Source organism: Psychrobacter sp. DWR1-2-3 (assembly GCF_049896465.1).
GTDB classification, from domain to species: Bacteria; Pseudomonadota; Gammaproteobacteria; order Pseudomonadales; family Moraxellaceae; genus Psychrobacter; species Psychrobacter maritimus.
The window spans coordinates 149,609-169,447 of record NZ_JAFCUJ010000001.1 but is presented as its reverse complement, the minus strand read 5'-3'; the positions used below and the strand labels follow the sequence as shown (position 1 = coordinate 169,447).

The 19,839-nt window shown below is 42.8% G+C and carries 18 protein-coding genes; 14 read left to right on the top strand and 4 right to left on the bottom strand.

Translation table 11 applies throughout. The features are described 5' to 3' along the window. Nucleotides 1-193: 193 nt before the first annotated feature. The 6 genes from rpsA (at nt 194) to ACP7AA_RS00660 (ending at nt 5,867) form a co-directional block, all read left to right on the top strand. The gene (rpsA, locus tag ACP7AA_RS00685; protein ID WP_201565441.1) at nt 194-1,885 is read left to right on the top strand and encodes a 30S ribosomal protein S1; all 1,692 of its coding nucleotides are present in this window, start codon (nt 194-196) and stop codon (nt 1,883-1,885) included. Nucleotides 1,886-2,139: 254 nt separating this feature from the next. Then, on the top strand, nt 2,140-2,445 hold the full coding sequence (locus ACP7AA_RS00680) for an integration host factor subunit beta (protein ID WP_183620940.1): 306 nt from the start codon (nt 2,140-2,142) through the stop codon (nt 2,443-2,445). A gap of 280 nt (nt 2,446-2,725) precedes the next feature. Then, nucleotides 2,726-3,136, top strand: a complete 411-nt coding sequence (locus ACP7AA_RS00675) for a lipopolysaccharide assembly protein LapA domain-containing protein (RefSeq protein ID WP_201620194.1) — start codon at nt 2,726-2,728, stop codon at nt 3,134-3,136. A 76-nt stretch (nt 3,137-3,212) separates the two neighbouring features. Next, nucleotides 3,213-3,911: an orotidine-5'-phosphate decarboxylase gene (gene pyrF, locus ACP7AA_RS00670; RefSeq protein WP_426222354.1), complete on the top strand. Its 699-nt coding sequence runs from the start codon at nt 3,213-3,215 to the stop codon at nt 3,909-3,911. Between the two features lie 215 nt (nt 3,912-4,126). Further along, complete coding sequence (locus ACP7AA_RS00665) at nt 4,127-4,921, top strand: metallophosphoesterase (protein ID WP_426222353.1); 795 nt, start codon at nt 4,127-4,129, stop codon at nt 4,919-4,921. Nucleotides 4,922-5,030: 109 nt separating this feature from the next. Next, nucleotides 5,031-5,867, top strand: coding sequence for a histidine phosphatase family protein (locus ACP7AA_RS00660; protein WP_201565434.1), 837 nt, complete (start codon nt 5,031-5,033; stop codon nt 5,865-5,867). A 154-nt stretch (nt 5,868-6,021) separates the two neighbouring features. Here ACP7AA_RS00660 and rpsT read toward each other — a convergent pair whose 3' ends face one another. Continuing rightward, on the bottom strand, nt 6,022-6,288 hold the full coding sequence (gene rpsT / locus ACP7AA_RS00655; protein ID WP_010200097.1) for a 30S ribosomal protein S20: 267 nt from the start codon (nt 6,286-6,288) through the stop codon (nt 6,022-6,024). A 575-nt stretch (nt 6,289-6,863) separates the two neighbouring features. Between rpsT and ACP7AA_RS00650 the strand changes: the two genes are divergently transcribed. From ACP7AA_RS00650 to ACP7AA_RS00615, 8 genes are all read left to right on the top strand, one after another. Further along, nucleotides 6,864-7,565, top strand: a complete 702-nt coding sequence (locus ACP7AA_RS00650; RefSeq protein WP_426222352.1) for an NAD-dependent epimerase/dehydratase family protein — start codon at nt 6,864-6,866, stop codon at nt 7,563-7,565. Between the two features lie 109 nt (nt 7,566-7,674). Next, nucleotides 7,675-8,190: a ribonuclease E activity regulator RraA gene (rraA, locus tag ACP7AA_RS00645; protein WP_426222628.1), complete on the top strand. Its 516-nt coding sequence runs from the start codon at nt 7,675-7,677 to the stop codon at nt 8,188-8,190. Between the two features lie 238 nt (nt 8,191-8,428). Then, nucleotides 8,429-12,199 carry a transcription-repair coupling factor gene (gene mfd, locus ACP7AA_RS00640; RefSeq protein ID WP_426222351.1) on the top strand — a complete coding sequence of 1,257 codons (3,771 nt, stop codon included), beginning with the start codon at nt 8,429-8,431 and terminating at the stop codon, nt 12,197-12,199. 255 nt (nt 12,200-12,454) lie between these two features. Continuing rightward, nucleotides 12,455-12,889 (top strand): HIT domain-containing protein, encoded by a 435-nt coding sequence (locus ACP7AA_RS00635; RefSeq protein ID WP_183620932.1) that lies wholly within the window; start codon nt 12,455-12,457, stop codon nt 12,887-12,889. Nucleotides 12,890-13,177: 288 nt separating this feature from the next. After that, nucleotides 13,178-13,345 carry a hypothetical protein gene (locus ACP7AA_RS00630; RefSeq protein WP_426222350.1) on the top strand — a complete coding sequence of 56 codons (168 nt, stop codon included), beginning with the start codon at nt 13,178-13,180 and terminating at the stop codon, nt 13,343-13,345. Continuing rightward, the gene (locus ACP7AA_RS00625) at nt 13,320-13,532 is read left to right on the top strand and encodes a hypothetical protein (protein WP_426222349.1); all 213 of its coding nucleotides are present in this window, start codon (nt 13,320-13,322) and stop codon (nt 13,530-13,532) included. The genes ACP7AA_RS00630 and ACP7AA_RS00625 overlap by 26 nt, the downstream gene beginning before the upstream one ends. 15 nt (nt 13,533-13,547) lie before the next feature. Beyond that, a complete protein-coding gene (locus tag ACP7AA_RS00620) occupies nt 13,548-14,399 on the top strand; it encodes a neutral/alkaline non-lysosomal ceramidase C-terminal domain-containing protein (protein WP_426222348.1) in 852 nt (283 codons plus the stop codon). 426 nt (nt 14,400-14,825) lie between these two features. Then, a complete protein-coding gene (locus ACP7AA_RS00615; RefSeq protein WP_426222347.1) occupies nt 14,826-16,250 on the top strand; it encodes an adenylate/guanylate cyclase domain-containing protein in 1,425 nt (474 codons plus the stop codon). 204 nt (nt 16,251-16,454) lie between these two features. Here ACP7AA_RS00615 and fdx read toward each other — a convergent pair whose 3' ends face one another. The 3 genes from fdx to hscB all read right to left on the bottom strand — a co-directional run bounded on the left by fdx (nt 16,455) and on the right by hscB (nt 19,677). Then, complete coding sequence (fdx, locus tag ACP7AA_RS00610) at nt 16,455-16,793, bottom strand: ISC system 2Fe-2S type ferredoxin (RefSeq protein WP_201565424.1); 339 nt, start codon at nt 16,791-16,793, stop codon at nt 16,455-16,457. 103 nt (nt 16,794-16,896) lie between these two features. Continuing rightward, a complete protein-coding gene (gene hscA / locus ACP7AA_RS00605; protein WP_426222346.1) occupies nt 16,897-18,774 on the bottom strand; it encodes a Fe-S protein assembly chaperone HscA in 1,878 nt (625 codons plus the stop codon). Nucleotides 18,775-19,083: 309 nt separating this feature from the next. Continuing rightward, on the bottom strand, nt 19,084-19,677 hold the full coding sequence (gene hscB, locus ACP7AA_RS00600) for a Fe-S protein assembly co-chaperone HscB (protein ID WP_426222345.1): 594 nt from the start codon (nt 19,675-19,677) through the stop codon (nt 19,084-19,086). Nucleotides 19,678-19,839: the final 162 nt, after the last annotated feature.

Genomic DNA, 19,839 nt, shown 5'->3' with positions numbered 1-19,839 from the left:
TTATGAAGCTGTATTTATAAAACTGCTTTCATAAAATCGTGTTTATGCATGTGTTTAGACATAAGGCGCTTATTAGCAACAAAGGTTTTTTTATATGACTGCATAAGATATAAAACCAGTATTTCGTTTTATACAGTCATAAATTTGATCCGTACTGTGCTGGACAGGATACGGCTATACAAAGGTAGACATAATGGAATCATTTGCTGAACTATTTGAAGCGAGCATCGAAGAAACAGGTCTTGATATCGAGCGTGGCTCGGTTATCACAGGTACTGTTGTGGCCATCGATAGCGATTGGATCACAGTAGATACTGGTCTTAAATCTGAAGGTATCGTCGCTCGTGAAGAGTTTTTAAGCGAAGAAGGCGAACTTGAAGTTGAAGTTGGCGATAGTGTCGATGTTGTGGTTGAAGCGGTTGATAACGGTATGGGTCAAACCTTACTGTCACGTGAAAAAGCCAAACGCGTTGAGACTTGGAATTTCCTTGAGAAAATCTCTGACAATGATGAGATCGTTAAAGGTATTATTTCTAGCAAAGTAAAAGGCGGCTTTACCGTTGATATCGGTTCAGTTCGCGCGTTCCTACCAGGTTCATTGGTAGACGTCCGTCCGATTCGTGATACTACGCATCTAGAAGGCAAAGAGCTAGAATTTAAAGTTATCAAACTTGATCAAAAACGTAACAACGTTGTGGTAAGTCGCCGCGCTGTTATGGAAGCTGAAAACTCAGCTGAGCGTGAAGAGCTATTGAACAAGCTTGAAGAAGGTATCGAGATCGAAGGTATCGTTAAGAACCTAACTGATTACGGTGCGTTCGTTGACCTTGGTGGTATTGATGGTCTATTGCACATCACTGACATGGCATGGCGCCGTATCAAGCACCCATCTGAGGTGGTTGAAGTTGGTCAAGACCTTAAAGTTAAAGTACTTAAGTTTGACCGTGAGCGCAATCGCGTAAGCCTAGGTCTAAAACAACTTGGTACTGATCCTTGGGATAACGTTGGCGGCACTTACCCAGTCGGTAGTGTGGTTAAAGCACGCGTAACTAACCTAACTGATTATGGTTGTTTCGCTGAAATTTCTGAAGGTATTGAAGGTCTAGTACACGTGTCAGAAATGGATCACACCAACAAAAACATCCATCCATCGAAAGTTGTTCAAGTGGGTGACGAAGTTGAAGTGATGATTCTTGATATCGATGAAGAACGTCGTCGTATCAGCTTAGGTATCAAACAAACTCTAGCCAATCCATGGGATGAGTTTGATAAGAAACATGAGCGCGGTGATAAAATCACTGGTACTATCAAATCTATCACTGACTTCGGTATCTTTATCGGTCTAGACGGTGGTATCGATGGTCTTGTACATCTATCTGATATCTCTTGGAACGAAACTGGCGAAGAAGCTATCCGTAACTACAACAAAGGCGACACCGTTGAAGCAATGGTATTGTCTGTAGATTCAGAAGCCAACCGTATCAGCCTAGGCGTGAAGCAGTTAAGCTCTGATCCATTCAACGAATACCTAGTCAACAATGATCGTGGTGCTATCGTTAATGGTAAAGTAAAAGAAGTAGACGCTAAAGGTGCTACTATTGAGCTTGCTGACGAAGTTGAAGCATATCTACGTGCCTCTGAGATTCAACGTGACCGCGTTGAAGATGCGACTAAGCATCTAACAGTTGGTGATGACGTTGAAGCGAAAATCATCAGTGTTGATCGTAAAACTCGTAACATCAGCTTGTCAATCAAAGCGAAAGACGAAGCTGAAGAGCGTCAAGCGATTAAAGAGCTAAGCAGCACTAGCACGACTAGTACTACTGCCGGTTCTGATGCACAGCCAAAAACTATTGGTGACTTGATCAAAGAACAAATGCAGTAAGCTGTATATTGTTGATATAATTAGTATATAAAAAGAAAGCGACTCCGGTCGCTTTTTTTTGCGATTAAATTTGGGTATGAAGCAAATGCTTAACGATTTCCTGTAAAAGGGGAAACTCTTATTTCCATTTGCGCCAATATCCGCTATCATTTGCAACATTGAGTAACGAGATGTGAACGTAAACCTAAATAGTCATAAAATGATAGTTTACCTCACAACCATCTTATCCATTAATCAATAAGGCCAGTGTGATAATGCAGCAAGCAATTAACAAGTCCGAATTTATTAGTAATCTGAGTGCGAATTGTGACAACATGACAGATACCGTTGTCGATGATGCAGTACGCGAAATATTAAATTTGATGACCGATACTTTAGCCAACGACGGCCGAGTAGAGGTGCGTGGCTTTGGTAGTTTTTGTCTCCATCATCGCCGTGCACGTATGGGACGCAACCCTAAAACAGGCGAAAGCGTACCAGTACCTGCCAAAGCCATTCCACATTTTAAACCTGGCAAAGCACTACGTGAAGCCGTCAATGATAAAGTAGCCCACGGTTAGGAACATAAGCAGAATAGTAAGACGTTTAGTTTTCTGGCTTATTAGAGTTGTTGATTACTAAGACGTCTTACTATTAAAGCTTTTTCTGATTAAAGAATCTTACTATTAACGATTTTTAAGGTTTAGACCTTTTATCATTAAACCAAAACGAATAAGCTAAGAGATATAAAGCCAGTCTTTTTATATAAGAGGCTAGATATTGAAAACCTTTACTAGCAGTCGCTATGGCTGCGTTATTTGCTAAACTGTTCATACTATTCAACACACAAGGATACGTCTGATGCGCATTTTACTGCTGGTATTACTGTTTTTGAGCTTTGCTTATTCGTTAGGTTTAGTATTAGCCAATAATACTGAAGTTGGGGTGAACTTATTATTTTCCCAAGCACCGACGATGAACCTGGGCTTATTGCTGATTCTGTGCCTGATACTCGGCATCATCATTGGCATGTTACTAGCTTTACTCATGTTCCGTGTGCTACAAAATAAGTGGGAAATCTCACGTCTACAAAAATTAAATGCCAATCTGCAAGAGCAGGTGACACAAGCCAATATTGTTATTGACCGTCAAGCGAATGCGCCGTCGGTAGAAGAAGCGGTCTATGGTGCGACAGCGACCAATGTACAAGATGGTAGCGTCAGCGATGTGGATGATGGTGCAATGTTAACCAAGCAAAAGCGAGATTATTAGTCGGTCAGATGACCATTCTATTTCTAATAGCTCTATATACAATCATTTGATAAACCCGATAGAAAGTGGCACAACTATGAATAACGCAAATACCTCTCCCGTCGTCGTTGCTTTAGATAACATGACGAGAGATGCCTCGTTAGCACTGGCTGACCAATTAGATCCGGCGTTATGTCGCTTAAAGGTAGGTAAAGAGCTGTTTACCCGCTGTGGTCCTGAGATAGTTAAAGCGCTACATCAGCGTGATTTTGAGGTGTTTTTGGACTTGAAATTCCATGATATCCCTAATACCACGGCACAAGCGGTCTTGGCGGCAGCTGAGCTTGGCGTATGGATGGTCAACGTCCATGCAAGTGCGGGCTTAGAGGCAATGTCATTAGCCAAACAACGCTTGTTAGACGGTAATTTTGAAACCCTGCTAATAGCTGTTACCGTACTGACCTCTATGGACAATCAAGCATTGATGCAAACGGGCATCACGGACGGCTTAGATGTACAAGTAAGCCGCTTAGCACAATTGACTAAGCAAGCAGGTCTTGATGGCGTGGTATGTTCAGCGCAAGAAGCCAAAACGCTTAAGCAGCTATGTGGTCAAGATTTCAAGCTGATTACCCCGGGTATACGCCTGTTAGACGACAATGCCGATGATCAAAAACGCATTTGCACGCCGAAACAAGCGTTAAATGATGGTTCTAATTATTTAGTAATTGGGCGCTCAATTACTCAAGCAGCAGATCCTGTGGCTAAATTACAAAAGATACTTCAAAGTATCTAGCAGATTATAAAATCTCTAAAATCTTATAATCTGTTTAGAGGTTTTTAGCAGCATCACTATAGAAAAGACAGCCTAACACGCTGTCTTTTTTACTTTTTGCCAGTCATGAAAAAAGTGATACACTGGTTAAATTTATGTTGATAGTAAGCCTAGATATAGACAGTTTTTTATCTTCAAGTTTTTGCAAATGGTATGATGGGACAATAGTAAAACCTATGAAATTACAGATTTTAAGTGACTTACATATTGACAGCTATGCTCGTCAGTCGCATCCGCTAGGGCATATCCCGAAAACGGAAGCAGATGTGGTGCTAGTAGCTGGAGATACGGCAAATAGTGATAGTGGTATGCCGTGGCTGCAAGAACAAGCAGCGCGCTTACAAGTGCCATTAATTACCATCTCTGGCAATCATGAGTACTTCAACGAAGATGTGCTGCATTTTGATAAGAAGCTTGCGACTTGGGATGATTATAATAGTGAATTAAAGCAAGGCGTGCGCGTGTTACAGTGTCAGCATATCGATATTGGCGAGGTGCGAATTTTAGGCTGTACGCTATGGACAGATTATCAATACCAAGCCAACGAAGATACCATGGCAGCGGCTAGGCGTTTTATGCGTGATTATAAGCAAATTTATGCCGGTGGCGAGCTGTTTTCACCTGAAGTATCAATGCAAATCCATGCTGAGCAGCGCCAATGGTTGCAGCAAGCATTAATAACTGCTAAAGCACTGGGTAAAAAAACTGTGGTCATGAGTCATCATAGTATCAGCCCGTTATCCGTGTCTGAGAAGTATACTGAGCTGCCAAGTAATGCCGCTTTCGTCAGTGATTTATCGAGCTGGATGTATGAGGATTGGGCGCCCACGCTTTGGGTACATGGACATACTCATGAAGCCTTTGATTATCAAGTCAATAAAACGCGAGTCATCGTCAATCCGCGTGCCTATCCGAATGAGGTAAGCAGTACTGCATTGACATTTGCTTGGGATAAGGTGATTGAGATTTGATAAATCGTCTTAACTAAGCACTTATACTGATATTTATAAGGATAAGCTATATTGCAACTGAATTTATATTTTGTTCATTGATGTCAAAAAATCTGCTACGCTTGCTATCATGAGTAAACTGCCTAATAACACCCTATCAAAACTATCCGCTGCGCAGCGTGCGAGTCACACGCCAAGTGCACCAGCGCCCTCGCACTTACCTGACAGTATGATGTCTTCGGTCGGCTTACTGCCTACGGATAAACGGTTGATTTTATTTACCAGACATTCTTTACGTGAGCGCTCTGACGGTAATGGTTTTGCCAGTTATCAGTTGCCGCTGACCCAAAAAGGTCGCGTCTTAGCGAAGTCTTGGGGGCGCTGGTTGGCAGGACATCTGCCGTATTCGCTCGATGTCGATAGTATCTCAAGCCCGATTGGGCGTTGTATTGATACCGCGCAGCTGATGCAAGCAGGCGCGGGGCTACAACGTGATATCTCGCATCAATCATTATTGGTTGAGCCCGGTAGTCTGGTGACTGAACCTGAGATTGCCACTCCCATATTTAAAGAAATTGGCGTGCTCAATTTTATCAATCGCTTTTTACAAGGCAATCTTGAAGGTACCAAAAACGCCTATCAAGGTGGGCTTGATCTTTTATCACTGTTTTACCAAAATCAGCCTGAGCATGGGCATTTAATGCTTGCCGTCAGTCATGATACCTTGCTGTCAGCGTTTTTGGCGGTGATGTTTGATGTGACTGAGATTGATTGGAATGACTGGCCAAAGATGATGGAAGGGGTGTTCTTGTGGTTTGATGATAAGCCATTTGAGCAGGCCAGTGCTTATTTCGTCTGGCGCGGTGAAGTTTATGTGCGCCCGATTCATACTTTGCTTGACAGTTACCGTGCGGCCGGCTTTCATCCGAATAAATTGCTATTGCCACCAGAAGTAAAATGGACCTAAGTGTTTTTTGCTAAGCATCATTTTCTAAAACTGTTAAACAGCTATAAGTGATAAATAAACAGGCATAAAAAAACCTTGCCCCAGTATTAGAACTGGTAACAAGGTTTTAGTCATCACGCTATAAAAGTGCAATGCGGTCTAAACGCAACCAATCTTAAGCTTGTAAGCCTTTGATGGTTTTGTTTAGGCGGCTCTTACGACGAGCAGCTTTATTCTTATGAATAATACCTTTGTCAGCCATACGATCAAGAACCGGTACCGCTTTTTTGTAAGCTTCGGTAGCCGCGTCATAATCTTTAGCAGCGATAGCCGCGTCAACACGTTTTAGATAAGTACGAACCATAGAGCGTTGTGACGCAGAGTTCTGACGACGTTTGGTGTTTTGACGGGCGCGTTTACGAGCTTGTGCAGTATTAGCCACGCGTATCTCCTTGATAAAGACAGATAAAAATATGAATGTTGATTGCAATAATAATGGGTTTAACAATCATCGGTGACGAGCAGCCTCTCGCCAAACATGATGTCGATGTCTGATATTAGAGTACCTATCTGTTATTAAAGGCACCTAAATTAGTAATAGATCATCGCAAGCGCCAGAACTGTTTGGAATAATTAAACAGCGTTGACGTGTAAAGCCGGTTATCTTAGCAAATTATTGCGCTTAGAACAATATATTTGATGATTAATGCGTAAAGAAGTTATGCTAGCACACGGATTGCTGGTTTTTAGGGTGGTTAATACGCGTTTTATTAAGCAAATGAGCAAAATATCTAGCAAAAGTGGCAGCCTAAAACGGCTGATTGGTGCAATCAATTTGATGGCTGATAAAATCTCTTACAATAAATTGTGTAGAATAGCGTCAGTTATCTCTGAATTTAGGTATGATACCTATGATAAAAGGGGCAAAGACGTTGGTGAAAAGCGTTGATGATAAGCGTTTACCCCTCATCTTTCTTCTTATTATACATATTCCAACATTATATAAATGGATAGGCTATGCAGCGAAAAGCAATTGTGATTGGCGCAACAGGATTGGTCGGGCAGCATCTTGTTAAGCAGCTTAGTGAGCTTTATGACACGTTAATTGTGATTGCACGGCGTCCGCCTCGCTATATCAATGCCAGCATGCGCTTTTATCAGGTCAATGATTTTGATAACTTGGCTGAAATATTTGCCAGCGTTGGCGCTGATAATAAGACAGATGCTTTTAGCTGCCTTGGTACCACCAAAAAGCAAGCGGGGAGTGATGAAGCTTTTCGAAAAATCGATCATGATTATAATGTCAATTTTGCCAAACTCTGCCAAGAAAAAGGTGTTGAGAACTTCTTTTTATTGTCCTCAATGAATGCGGACATCGACAGTCGCTTTTTATACAATCGGGTCAAAGCGGAAACTGAGCAGTCTATTATGGCGCTAGGTTTTAAGCAGCTGGTGATTCTGCGTCCTTCTTTATTGCTGGGCAAACATAAAGGTCGCCCGCTTGAAAGTATTGGTCAAAAAGCCTTTAAACTCATCTCACCTTTGGTCTCAGAGTCATTATCACTGCATCCTATTTCTACAAAGCGCGTTGCCAGTGCGATGGCAATGAGTGCACATGATGTCTATCAGCGTAATAAATACCGTAATGAGCCTGCGATTCAAACCACAGATATCATCGAAAATAAGAAGATGCTAGCGATGACTAAGGTTAAAAAATAGCCTAAGCATTAAATTAAAAACCCTTAAAATTAAAATACAGTTATAAATGATTTAACATAAATAATTTAATCATACACAACAAGGAGCGTCAGACATGTCAGAATCGACCATGAATAAAGAGAACTTTGTGACTTGTGATTTATTGGATGCCAATCCTGAATCACAGGTATGTTTGCCTAATATCGAAGGCAAGTCTTTTTATAGCTTTGGTGGCAAAGACAGATTTTGCGGTGAAATCGTGACGGTGAAATGCTTTGAAGACAATAGCCGTGTAAAATCGTTATTAAACAGCGATGGCAAAGATAAAGACGGTAATGGCAAAGTATTGGTCGTTGACGGCGGTGGTTCGATGCGTTGCGCGTTGCTCGGCGATATGATTGCGCAATCAGCGATTGATAATGGCTGGGCGGGGGTTGTGGTTTATGGCTGCGTGCGTGATGTTGATGATATGGCAGCAATGGACATCGGTGTTATGGCGCTCGGCTGTATCCCGCGTAAATCAAACCGCCGTGACGAAGGTCAAACCGATCTTGAAATCAGTTTTGGTGATTTAACGTTAAATTCTGGTATGTTTGTCTATGCAGACAATAACGGCATTATCGCTAGCGACAAATCATTAATTTAAAAACAGCTTATAATTTAAAAACAGCTTAATGCATATAACTCAAAAACCTCAGCTTAACCGTTGAGGTTTTTACATTTACTCATCCTGTCTTTATATACGAATATAAGTTTTATCAACTATTTGGCTATTGGTTTTTTCATAAGAATGCTAAGTGACAAACCGTTACGGCATAAATTTTGGTAATTGCTGAAATATTCGTATAATAGCTTTCTGACTCTTAACGTTGACCCTATTCTTTATGCCTATCACTGCTTTGACTGACGCCTTTGAACCGATTAACCAGCAGTTGTTTCCTATCCAGAATGCCCAGCGCCGTTGGCTGGCACCTGTGCATGGGGCAGTCAGTAGTTTGTGGCTGGCAAGTCTGGTGCAAACATCGCTATGGAATGTTGCCGACCGTCTAAAGGTTGTGGTAACGCGTGACCAAAACCAGCTTAATCAGATAGAGACAGAATTGGCATTTTGCAGCGTCGATGCTTATGTATTCCCTGATTGGGAGACATTAACCTATGATGAGCTGTCACCGCATCAAGATATCGTCAGCGAACGTATCAATCTATTAACCGATATGCCAACGTCAGGCGTGCTGCTCATCTCGGTACAGGCGTTGATGCATCGGGTCGCACCGCCAAGCTGGCTGATAGGGCAGCATTTTGATTTGAGTGTCGGTGATAGATTCGATATCAATACCCAACGTGGCTTATTGGCAAAGGCCGGTTACCGTGCGGTTGAGAACGTCTTTGAGCCGGGCGAATTTGCCGTACGCGGTAGCATCATTGATATCTTTGCCATGGGTCAGCCGTTTCCACTGCGTTTAGATTTATTTGACGATGAGATTGAAACCATCCGCTTTTTTAACCCGCAGACCCAGCGCACATTGACCGTTGATGACCTCAAAACGATGATGAGCGGCAACGATAGCAGTATGGGCAAAGAGTCGCTGTCACTACTGCATAAACTGCCAGATATCTCAAAGCCTATTGAGCAATTCCAGATATTACCAGCAAAAGAGTTTCCGCTTGATGAAGGGCGCGAGACGTTTCGCACCAACTTTGCTGCTATGTTCCCTAATACCAGCAGCCGCAAGTTTGAACTACATAAAGATGTCATGGCGGGTATCGCCAGTAGCGGATTAGAATATTATCAGCCACTATTTTTTGACTTAAAGGATTGGGAAGCTGAGAGTAGCTTATTTGCTTACCTACCAAGCGATGCACTATTTATCACAGATGAGCTAATTAACGAAAAACAAGCAGATTATTGGTCACAGATTCAGCGCCGTTATGAAGAACGTCGTCATGATATTGATAAACCCATCGTCGCGCCTGAATTATTGTATTTATTATCAAATACTTTAAACGAGCACCTCAATCATTATCCACGGGTGATACTCAGTGCGCGTAATGAATTGGCTACCATGACCGATGTCGCTGCGATTGATAGCGATGCTTCGTTATTAGAAGATGCTTCATTGTTAGCAGACAAATCATTGCTGGAAGTTGAAGAGCAGCCAGATTCTCAGCCACAACTGCCGCTTGTGCCGAGTAAGCAGCAAGGCTTGGTGACGTTAAGTGCGCAAGAGCCGCCGCAATTATCAGTCAATCATCAAAAAGCTGAGCCACTGACTGAACTGTTAGAATTTTTAACGCTGCAAGAACAAACGGCAACACCGGTATTGATTGTCGCTGAAACAGCGGGTCGCCGTGAGATTCTCATCGAGCTGTTTAAAGGCAAAATCGATATCAAAGCTTATGACAGCTTTGAGGCGTTTTTAGCAGCAGACAAATCAAAGAGCAATGGTAATAAGCTGCCGCAAGTTGGACTCACGGTTGCACCCATTGAGCGCGGCGTCTATGTTCCTGAACGTTTAGTGCTGATTAGTGAGACACAGTTATTTGGTCGGCAAGTACTGCAAACGCGCCGCCGTCGTCAAAGCGGGGTATCAGAAGAGTTTTTGGTTAAAAGTGTCACCGAAATAACCGAAGGTAGCCCAGTGGTGCATATCGAGCATGGTATCGGACGTTATCACGGACTGATTACGCTAGATGTCGGCGATGGTGAACAAGAATTTATTCATTTGAAATATGCCGATGATGCCAGTATTTATGTGCCGGTTGCCAATTTACAAATGATTAACCGTTATAGCGGCGGTGATCCTGCGCTTGCGCCATTGCATAAAATTGGCAGCGGCAAATGGGATAAAGCCAAGCAAAAAGCCCTCGAGCAAATCCACGATGTAGCGGCTGAACTGCTTAATATGCAAGCACGGCGTGAAGCAAAAGTCGGTATTCATTTTAAAATAGATTCATCACAGTATGAGTTGTTTGCCAGCCAATTTGCTTTTGAAGAAACGCCCGATCAGGCCAATGCTATCCATGCGGTGATGGAAGATATGAGACAGAACCAGCCGATGGATCGCCTTATCTGCGGTGATGTGGGCTTTGGTAAGACAGAGGTCGCCATGCGGGCGGCGTTCATTGCGGTTAGTGCTGGCTATCAAGTGGCAGTATTGGTGCCGACAACCTTGCTAGCCGGTCAACATGAAGACAATTTCCGCGACCGTTTTGCTGATTGGCCAGTGCGTATCGAAACGCTATCGCGCTTCGGTGGCAAAAAGCATCAAGAAACGGTTCTCACAGACCTCGCAGCAGGCAAGGTTGATATCGTTATCGGTACGCATAAACTATTACAGCCTGATGTGAAATTTTCTAATTTAGGTTTGATGATTGTCGATGAAGAGCATCGCTTTGGCGTGCGTCATAAAGAGCGTATCAAGGCGATTCAGACCGATGTGGATAGTATGTCGATGACAGCGACGCCCATCCCTAGAACGCTTAATATGGCGCTCTCAGGTATGCGTGATATGTCGATTATTGCCACGCCACCGGCACGTCGTTTGGCTATTAAAACCTTTGTCATGCAAAAAACAGAAGCCCTGATGAAAGAGGCTATCTTGCGTGAGCTACTGCGTGGCGGGCAAGTTTATTTATTGCATAATGATGTTGCCAGTATCGAGCGTATGGCAGAAACCATACGTGAATTGGTTCCTGAGGCGCGAGTAGGGGTTGCTCATGGACAAATGCAAGAGCGCCAACTTGAACAAGTCATGCAGCAGTTTTATCATAAAAAGTTCAACGTGCTAGTCTGTTCGACCATTATCGAAACCGGTATTGATGTACCCAATGCCAATACCATTATCATTGAGCGCGCCGATAAGTTTGGCTTGGCGCAATTGCATCAGCTGCGAGGTCGTGTTGGCCGTAGTCATCACCAGGCTTATTGTTATCTGCTAGTGCCTTCTATCAAAGGTCTTAAAGGCGATGCTAAGCGCCGTCTGCACGCGATTGAGCGCGCTAATACACTGGGCGCAGGCTTTATGCTGGCAAGTGAGGATTTAGAGATTCGCGGTGCCGGCGAGATACTTGGTAAGCAGCAAAGTGGTAATATGCAAGCGATTGGCTTTAGCTTATATATGGATATGCTTGAGCGAGCGACAAAAGCGATTAAAGCGGGTAAAGAGCCTGATTTGAGTACACCATTGTCGCTGACCAGCGAGATTAACCTGCATAGTTCGGCGTTGATACCAGAGGATTATTTACACGATGTGCATCAGCGTTTGTTGTTCTATAAACGCATCAGTAATGCCGATGATAAAGAGGCATTGACCGATATTCGTACCGAAATGATTGACCGTTTTGGCATATTACCTGAGCAAACCAAGCAGTTATTCGCCATTCACGGACTGCGTATACAAGCTGAGCCGCTAAAGATTAATAAGATTGATGCCAATAGTAATAGCATGACATTAGAGTTTGCACCTGATACGCCGGTCGATGCCTTAGCGATTATTAAATTGATTCAGAGTAATGGGCAGCGCTATCGTATGAATGGTGCCTCTGGCATTCGTTATCAGGATGCCGATAAACTGGCAACACCGCAGCAGCGCGTCAGTGCAATTCAAGAGCTGTTACGCTATTTTAGTGAGCATATGGTGGCAGAGTCAGCTTAGCTTCATTGATTTATATTTTTAAACTGAACAGATTCGCTAAATAATTTAAATAAGGTGAATGTTGCATCCTAAGACAATCAGTCATGGCGCTATTTTATCGGTTGGATAACTGATAAAATAGCGACACCCTATATTTAGCCTACTATTTTTTATAGCACAATGTTTTTTAAGCGTATTATTTTTTAGTTAATTAAATTCTGCTTTTCTAGATTTCCATTCCTTTTATTTAAGCGTCATAAAAAGAGAACCGTCATTATGTTCCAACTTCATCATAAACTTGCTGCTGATAGTTTTTTAGTGGGTGATTTCCCATTATCGACCTGTCGTTTAATCAATGATTGTCAGTTTCCTTGGTTGATATTGGTGCCGCGGGTATCAGGTATCAAAGAGTTATATGAGCTATCTGAGGCTGACCAAGCGCAGTTTTTGCGTGAATCGAGCTGGTTATCAAGCCAACTGGCCAAGACCTTCCAAGCCGATAAAATGAACGTGGCAGCACTCGGCAATCAAGTACCGCAGTTACATTTCCATCATATCGTTCGCTATCAAAACGACATGCAGTGGCCAAATCCAGTATGGGGCGTGCCAGCCATCCCTTATACCAAAGAAGTATTGGCGCAGATGCAGCAGACATTAATGATGGCGCTACGTGGTCACCATCAAATGCCGTTCGATTGGCAAATGCAGTAAAATCTTGAGTAGTAAGATTTAAATTGAACTATTTATAATTTTGCATTTAAATGTTCCGTTCCAAACGATTTTTATCTAAATACATTTATTTAAACAACCTGTAAAGCCAGACTTAATGATGGTTTAAGTAGTTTTAACCATAAAGTGTTTTACATTTGTCTGTCATTCATTATATTAGAGAGTGGGTTGGTTAAATGGATATAGCCAACTTATCTCCTCGCAGCCGTTTTTTTGCGTATTAGTCAGTATGCTTGATTTGCCGCTTTTGCCAATGCCGATGAGGGTGATGTGTTGGCTGCAGATGGTAATGCCAACTCAAAACCTGGCTATCAAGGCAGCGACAATGAGTGGGAAAATGTCAGGCGTGATGGACAACTGCAGCTTGATAAGGCGGTTGAGCTTTGGAATCAAGGTGTGCCGGTTTGGTCCCGTGGATGTACGCGCGCGCTGGGTTGATTTAAAGGGCTACCAAGTCGACGGTAAGTTCACCAATGGCGCAGGCAATAAAGTCTTATGTATGCCAGCCCGCGGTTACTCGTTTGCTGCTGGCGGCGAAAATGGCCCATCGGACATACCGGGGATGTATGAGGGCATGACGCGAGAAAACTTCCGCATTAATGATGATATTAATAAAGTGGACTAATCTTTCCTAGGAAGTTTGACGCGCGGTGCCTTTGGTGTTGTATCAACCGTCAGCCAAGATGACTGTCAGGCTGAAAAACAAGTATTATTACCGACTGGCAGCTGGGGCTGGATTAATACTCAGCAACCCGTTCAGCTGATGCGTATCGGTAATATCGCCATCGTTGCTATTCCTGGTGAACCGACGACCATGGTCGGACGACGGATGCGCGCTGCCGTGCTGGCGCAGCTAAAAGATTCAGGCGTAGATACCGTTATCATTAATGGCTTGGCCAATAACTATAGCGGCTATTTGAGCACGCGTGAAGAGTTCGCCACCCAACATTATGAAGGGGCATCTACTGAATATGGCCCTTATCAAACAGCTGCTTATATACAAGAATATACCCAACTGGCCGAAGCGCTACGGGATGGCATAGAGGTTTATGACAGTGCCACACCGCCTGATCGCTCAGCTAAGTCGTTCAATGAGCGTCCGGGTGTGGTATTCGATGATAAGCCTTTAAAACAAGCTTGGGGACAAACCCTCACTCAGCCTAAAGCCAGTTATCAAAAAGGTCAGGTTGCCACAGCAGTATTTCGCGGTGCTCATCCTAAAAACAATCTACGGACCGAAGACAGTTTTTTAAAGGTACAGCGTTTTGAGAATGGCCAGTGGGTCGATTATCTGAGTGATAGTGACTTTGAGACCACCTATACTTGGCAGCGTGAAGGGGCGGCTTATAGTAAAGCTATTATCGATTGGCGAATCAGTAATGACACCCCAGCGGGTACGTATCGATTGACCCATCAAGGCGATTGGAAAAGTGGCTGGACGCGTAAAATAAAGCCGTATTCAGGCGTTTCTAATAGCTTTATCGTTCAGTAATAAATTTTATTATATTTTTATAAATTCACTTTCCACTTAATCTTTATATATAGAGAAGCCAGATAGTAGTTATCTGGCTTTTTGGTCTTTATTTCTTGCTATGTATTCTTGTGTCTTTTAAGAATGTTAATTTAAACCAGAGCTACTAAGCTTTGGATTTAAAGAGCTTTTTAGGCAAATGAGCGATAAGTGGTATGCTTTTTCCTACCAGTGACCTAGGTGCTATGGCAATAAAGCAGTATAATGTATGGATTTACTATCTACTTATATTATCAGTGGTTTATAAAGATGAGCGTTAGTGATCAATCTTTTATCCCGAAATAGGGGCTGCTTAATAAGGGCTACCTAAGACCTCAATGATAATATGAGCGTTATTTTAATGTTCATTAAGATTTCTGATGGTTTTTCTTTAGGCGAATAGCGACCATGGCATTTTTAGAAACCTCAAGCGCAAAGATTCCGCTACAGGATGGTAATAGCAATGCCTATCGCTTTGACTATCCGGAAATCTACGTTTTAATACTGACGGTTATATTACTCGCTGTACATTTTAATTTTAGTCCAACCTCAATGGCGCTAGTGGTCATTGTCTGTCTGCCGAGCTTAATACTTTTAATTTATAACTATCGTCGCCAAACCAGTTTTTGGACCTCGAACATTGTCATTATCTTATTATCGGCGGTCATCGGCTCGATACAGTTTTGCCCCATTATCTCGCTCAGCTTATCGGCGCTCATCGGCTTGCGAGTTATTCTTAGCAGTCCGGAAAACCATCTAAAACTCATAGCGGTTTCCGTAGTCACGGTCATTGTTTTTTATTATGTGAGTGTCACCTTAAGTAGCGCTCAAATAGATTGCCACGAAAGCTTGATTACCCCCGTCATCTTATTGGCCAGTATGCTTGTGCTATTGTGCCATTTTCGCCACGTTTATCATGACTATATAAACTATGAAGCACGAGCGCAGCAAGCGGTTGGGCGTCTAAATACCATGGTTTCTGTGATTAATAAGTTAACACGCTTTGTGCCGCTGCAAGTCTGGGAACCAATTGTAAAATCTGACAGTCCCGTTAACGTCGATAATAAACGTGCCAAGCTGACGATTATGTTTTCAGATATTGTCGGCTTTACCGAACTGTCTGAGAGTTTGAGCGCGGACAATTTGGCTGATATCTTAAATACCTATATGCACTGTATGACCTTAATTGCCAATAAGCATGGCGCGGTATTGGATAAGTTTATTGGCGATGGTATGGTGTGTTTTTTTGGCGAACCAAACAGCCGCGGACCGCGTCAAGATGCACTAGACTGCGTGGCAATGGCCATAGATATGCGCCGTGAGATGCGCACCTTGCGGCAAAAATGGCGTTTGTTGGGCTTTGAAGGTTTGTATATTCGCATCGGTATTACCACAGGCTACTGTCATGTCGGTAACTTTGGTAGTAATAGTCGCCTAAGCTATACCCTCATTGGGAAAGAAGCCAACCTAGCGTCAAGGCTTGAAGCGGTCGCTGGCGAAGGACAGATATTTATCAGTGACAGTACCTATGATTATATCTCGCATGATTACGACTGTGAATATGCTGGTGCTTTTCAGCTCAAAGGTTTTGATAAAAAAATAAACGCTTGGCAAGTACTTGATCCTGATGAAAATAAAGGTCAGTTGTCGAAGTGGGTTGACCACACCTTACCAGGTTTTAATTTGCATCTGAATTTTAGAGACATGCAAGACAATGATTATCAGGATATCAGAAATCGCTTAAATCTGGCGCTGGCGCGTATTGAAAAAGAAGAGCAGACGATAGCGCTTGAGATGTTAGAGGCAAGTAAGCAAGAAAACAATCGTCATTAATAAGCGCAGAATGAAGCCGATTTGAGTGATTTGTAAAAAATGAATGTTTATAGCATGACAGTTAAATTTGCATGCAGGATTACTAGAAGTAAAAATAGAAAAAGCCAGTTATGATAAATAACTGGCTTTTTTAGTTTGCTGTCAGCATGTTTTCAACTAAATGAGCTTGGATAATCAAGCTAAGTCATAAAACACTACAAGTATTTAATGGTTTTCTTTGGCATGGTTTAGCGTGTACTTAGGTATCTCGATGGTTAAATCTTCATCATCAAGCATAACCTGACATGATAAACGCGAATCAGGTTCCAAACCCCAAGCGCGGTCTAGTAAGTCGGCTTCGATATCGTCCATCTCATCTAAGCTATTAAAACCTTTACGGACCACCACGTGACAAGTCGTACAAGCTTTTGACATCTCGCAAGCATGCTCAATCTTGATGCCTTTTTCTAGCAGCGCTTTGCATAAGTTGCTGCCTGCTTCTAGTTCGACTTCGGTACCTTCAGGGCAAATTTCATGATGGGGTAATATAGTAATTTTTGGCATAAGTTATTTGTCCGCTGCTAATCAATTAAAAAAATAAAAAAGGGTCCGCCTAGCTCAACTGCTAGGTAAGTTTCTTAGGCGTATATATTATTAATGGTATCTGCTACCAATCTTGGGCACTGGTGCCTGCCATACTGGCTTTAACACTTTGATTCATAATGCGGGCGGCAAAGGCATCACTGTGTGGCTTTAACTTGGCTTGTTTGGCTTCGATAATGGCTAAATCATTAGTGTTAAGCGCGCTTTGCAGGTCTTGCATGGTTTGCGCCAATGACTGCTGCTCTTCAGCTGACATTAATGCTGCAAACTCGTTAAGCGCCGATTGTAGTGCCAATAATTCGCGTTCAGCTTCTACTTTGGTCTCAATTAAAGAGCGCGCATTTTTATCTTCTTCAGCGTACTTAAAGCCAGCAATCAATAGCTGCTCTTTTTGCTCATCAGACAGACCATAAGATGGCACAATTTCGATTTTACTTTCAGTTTTAGTGGTGGTTTCTTGCGCACTGACGGTTAGCTGTCCATTGGCATCAATACTAAAGGTCACCTCAATACGTGCAAAGCCTGCTTTCATCGATGGAATGCCGTATAGCTCAAAGCGTCCAAGTGAGCGGCAGTTATCGACCGTCTCACGCTCACCTTGTACCACATGGATGACCATGCCGGTTTGACCATCTTGATAAGTGGTAAACACTTGGCGTTTTTTGACTGGAATAGGGGTGTTACGCGGAATCAATACTTCAACCAACCCGCCCATAGTCTCTAGACCAAGCGATAAAGGTGTCACATCAAGTAATAACAAGCCATTATCACTATCGCCATTGACCAATTGGTGCGCGGTTTGTGCCGCCCCTAAAGCGACGACTTCATCTGGATTCAAGCGGCAAAGCGGCTCTTTAGCAAAAAAGTCTGTAACCACTTGCTGGACTGCAGGCATACGCGTAGAACCACCGACTAAAATCACTTCATCTAAATCAGCGGCAGATAACTTGGCATCACGCAGTACTTGCTCGCAGACGCTCAACGTACGGCGACTGACAGGCTCTGCAATCGTTATCAAATCTTTGCGACTTAAGACGCCTTGATAAGATTGCTCATTGACCACAATGTCGATATCGACTTGTTCAGCATCCGTCAATGCTTGCTTATAGCTCTTAGCTTGTTGCGCAAGTATTGATTTGTCATGCAAGCTTACGTCTTTGGGGTCGATATTTAATTGCTTAATCAGCCAATTGGTCAGCAAGCGGTCAATATCATCACCGCCAAGCGCACTATTGCCGCCTGTGGCCAATACTTCAAATACGCCATCGCTTAGCTTTAAAATAGACACATCAAAAGTACCACCACCCAAATCATAGATTAAGTAGTAGTTTTCAGTATTGTCATCGGTAGGTTGGTCGAGACCATAGGCGACTGCCGCAGCGGTAGGCTCATTTAATAGGCGTAATACATTGATACCTGCCGCCTGTGCTGCATCTTTAGTTGCTTGACGCTGTGCTTCATCGAAATAGGCTGGCACAGTAATCACCGCACCCTGTATGCTCTCATCGGGCAAGGCACTTGCGGCACGTTGCTCTAGCGCTGCTAAAATACGCGCTGAAACCTCAACAGGAGATACTTCCCCTTGCGCCGTCACAAACGCAGGCATCGCATCTTTGCTGCCACTTAACTCATAAGGATGGGAGAATTTAATATCTGCTTGGCTACGACCCATAAAGCGCTTAGCCGAGATAATCGTATTTTTTGGATCATCTGCTAAGTGAGCAAGGGCATCATAGCCAACCACTGGATTACCTGTGCTTGGATAGTAGACCACAGACGGTAACAAAGTATCTGTCGTTGTCGCTGCTTGCAAAACTTGCGCCTTGCCTGAGCGTACCACAGCGACCAGTGAGCGCGTGGTACCAAGATCGATTCCTAGACCAAAACGATGCTGGTGAGGTTGGGCACTTTGATTGGGTTCGGCAATTTGCAATAAAGACATAAGAAAACTCAAAGATAAAATGAATAAGTGAAATGGAACAAAGGCAATATATGGGCGACTATCATTTAACCGCTGTACTATTAACTGCTATTAATAATCTAATTGTTATTAATAATCTAATTGTTATTAATAATCAAAAATAGTTAAACGTAGGCGTTTAAAAACATACGGACTTAGAAAGCCATGGTAAAAATGTTAGTTAAAAGGTAGTTAATATCTGCAATTATACGGGATAGCAGCGGTCATTTTAACCATACCCTCATATAAACTTGCCACTCGTAAAGTTAAACAGTGCTACTTAGCATGAGGTTAAACGTATAAGTCATCATCGTCTAAATGCTCAGCAGACGCGACTTCATCAAGTCCTGTGGTCACATCGGCATCTAACTTGACTAGGAATTTTAACTTTTGTGTGGCGTCAATCGCCGTTTGCCAGTCTTGGCTTTGATAAGCAATACTAAAGCGCTCTGACTGTTTTGCTAAACGCTCAGTAATCTGCGGATGTAGCTGCTGCAATGCTATCAGCTCTTTAGCTTCAATCGCCTCATCTAAGTCAATACGCATTTGCATGGCATCTTCTAAGAAGTCTAAATCGGCAATAGAATGCTCCAAATTTTGGGCTTGACCTGCGATATCTAACAAATAGCTGGCACGACTATCGGGCACACTTAGCGTTTGATAAGCTTGATTAATAAGCGCTGATGCCTGCTCTGATTGTTGCTTAGCTTGCGCGCTATCTGCCGCATTTTTATCATTTGCTACCGATAAGTTATCCGGATGAAAGCGTTTTTGTAGCAGACGCAGCTGCTGATCAAGATGCTCTTGATTGACCGCAAATTGTACAGGTTGTTCAAATAGGGCAAAGAAGTTATCAAACTGTGCTTCTGAGGTGATGTCTGTCATATCGTCTGCCTTCATTTCTATTTATTATTGTGAGGACTTTACTGTTTTGATGGTCGTTTCAATAGTCGTTTCGAGGGCTGTTTTAATAACTGTTTTAAATAGTGATTTCTAATAACTCAGTATTTAAGCGCTAATCGCTTGAGTGTCAATCGTTTAGCGCAC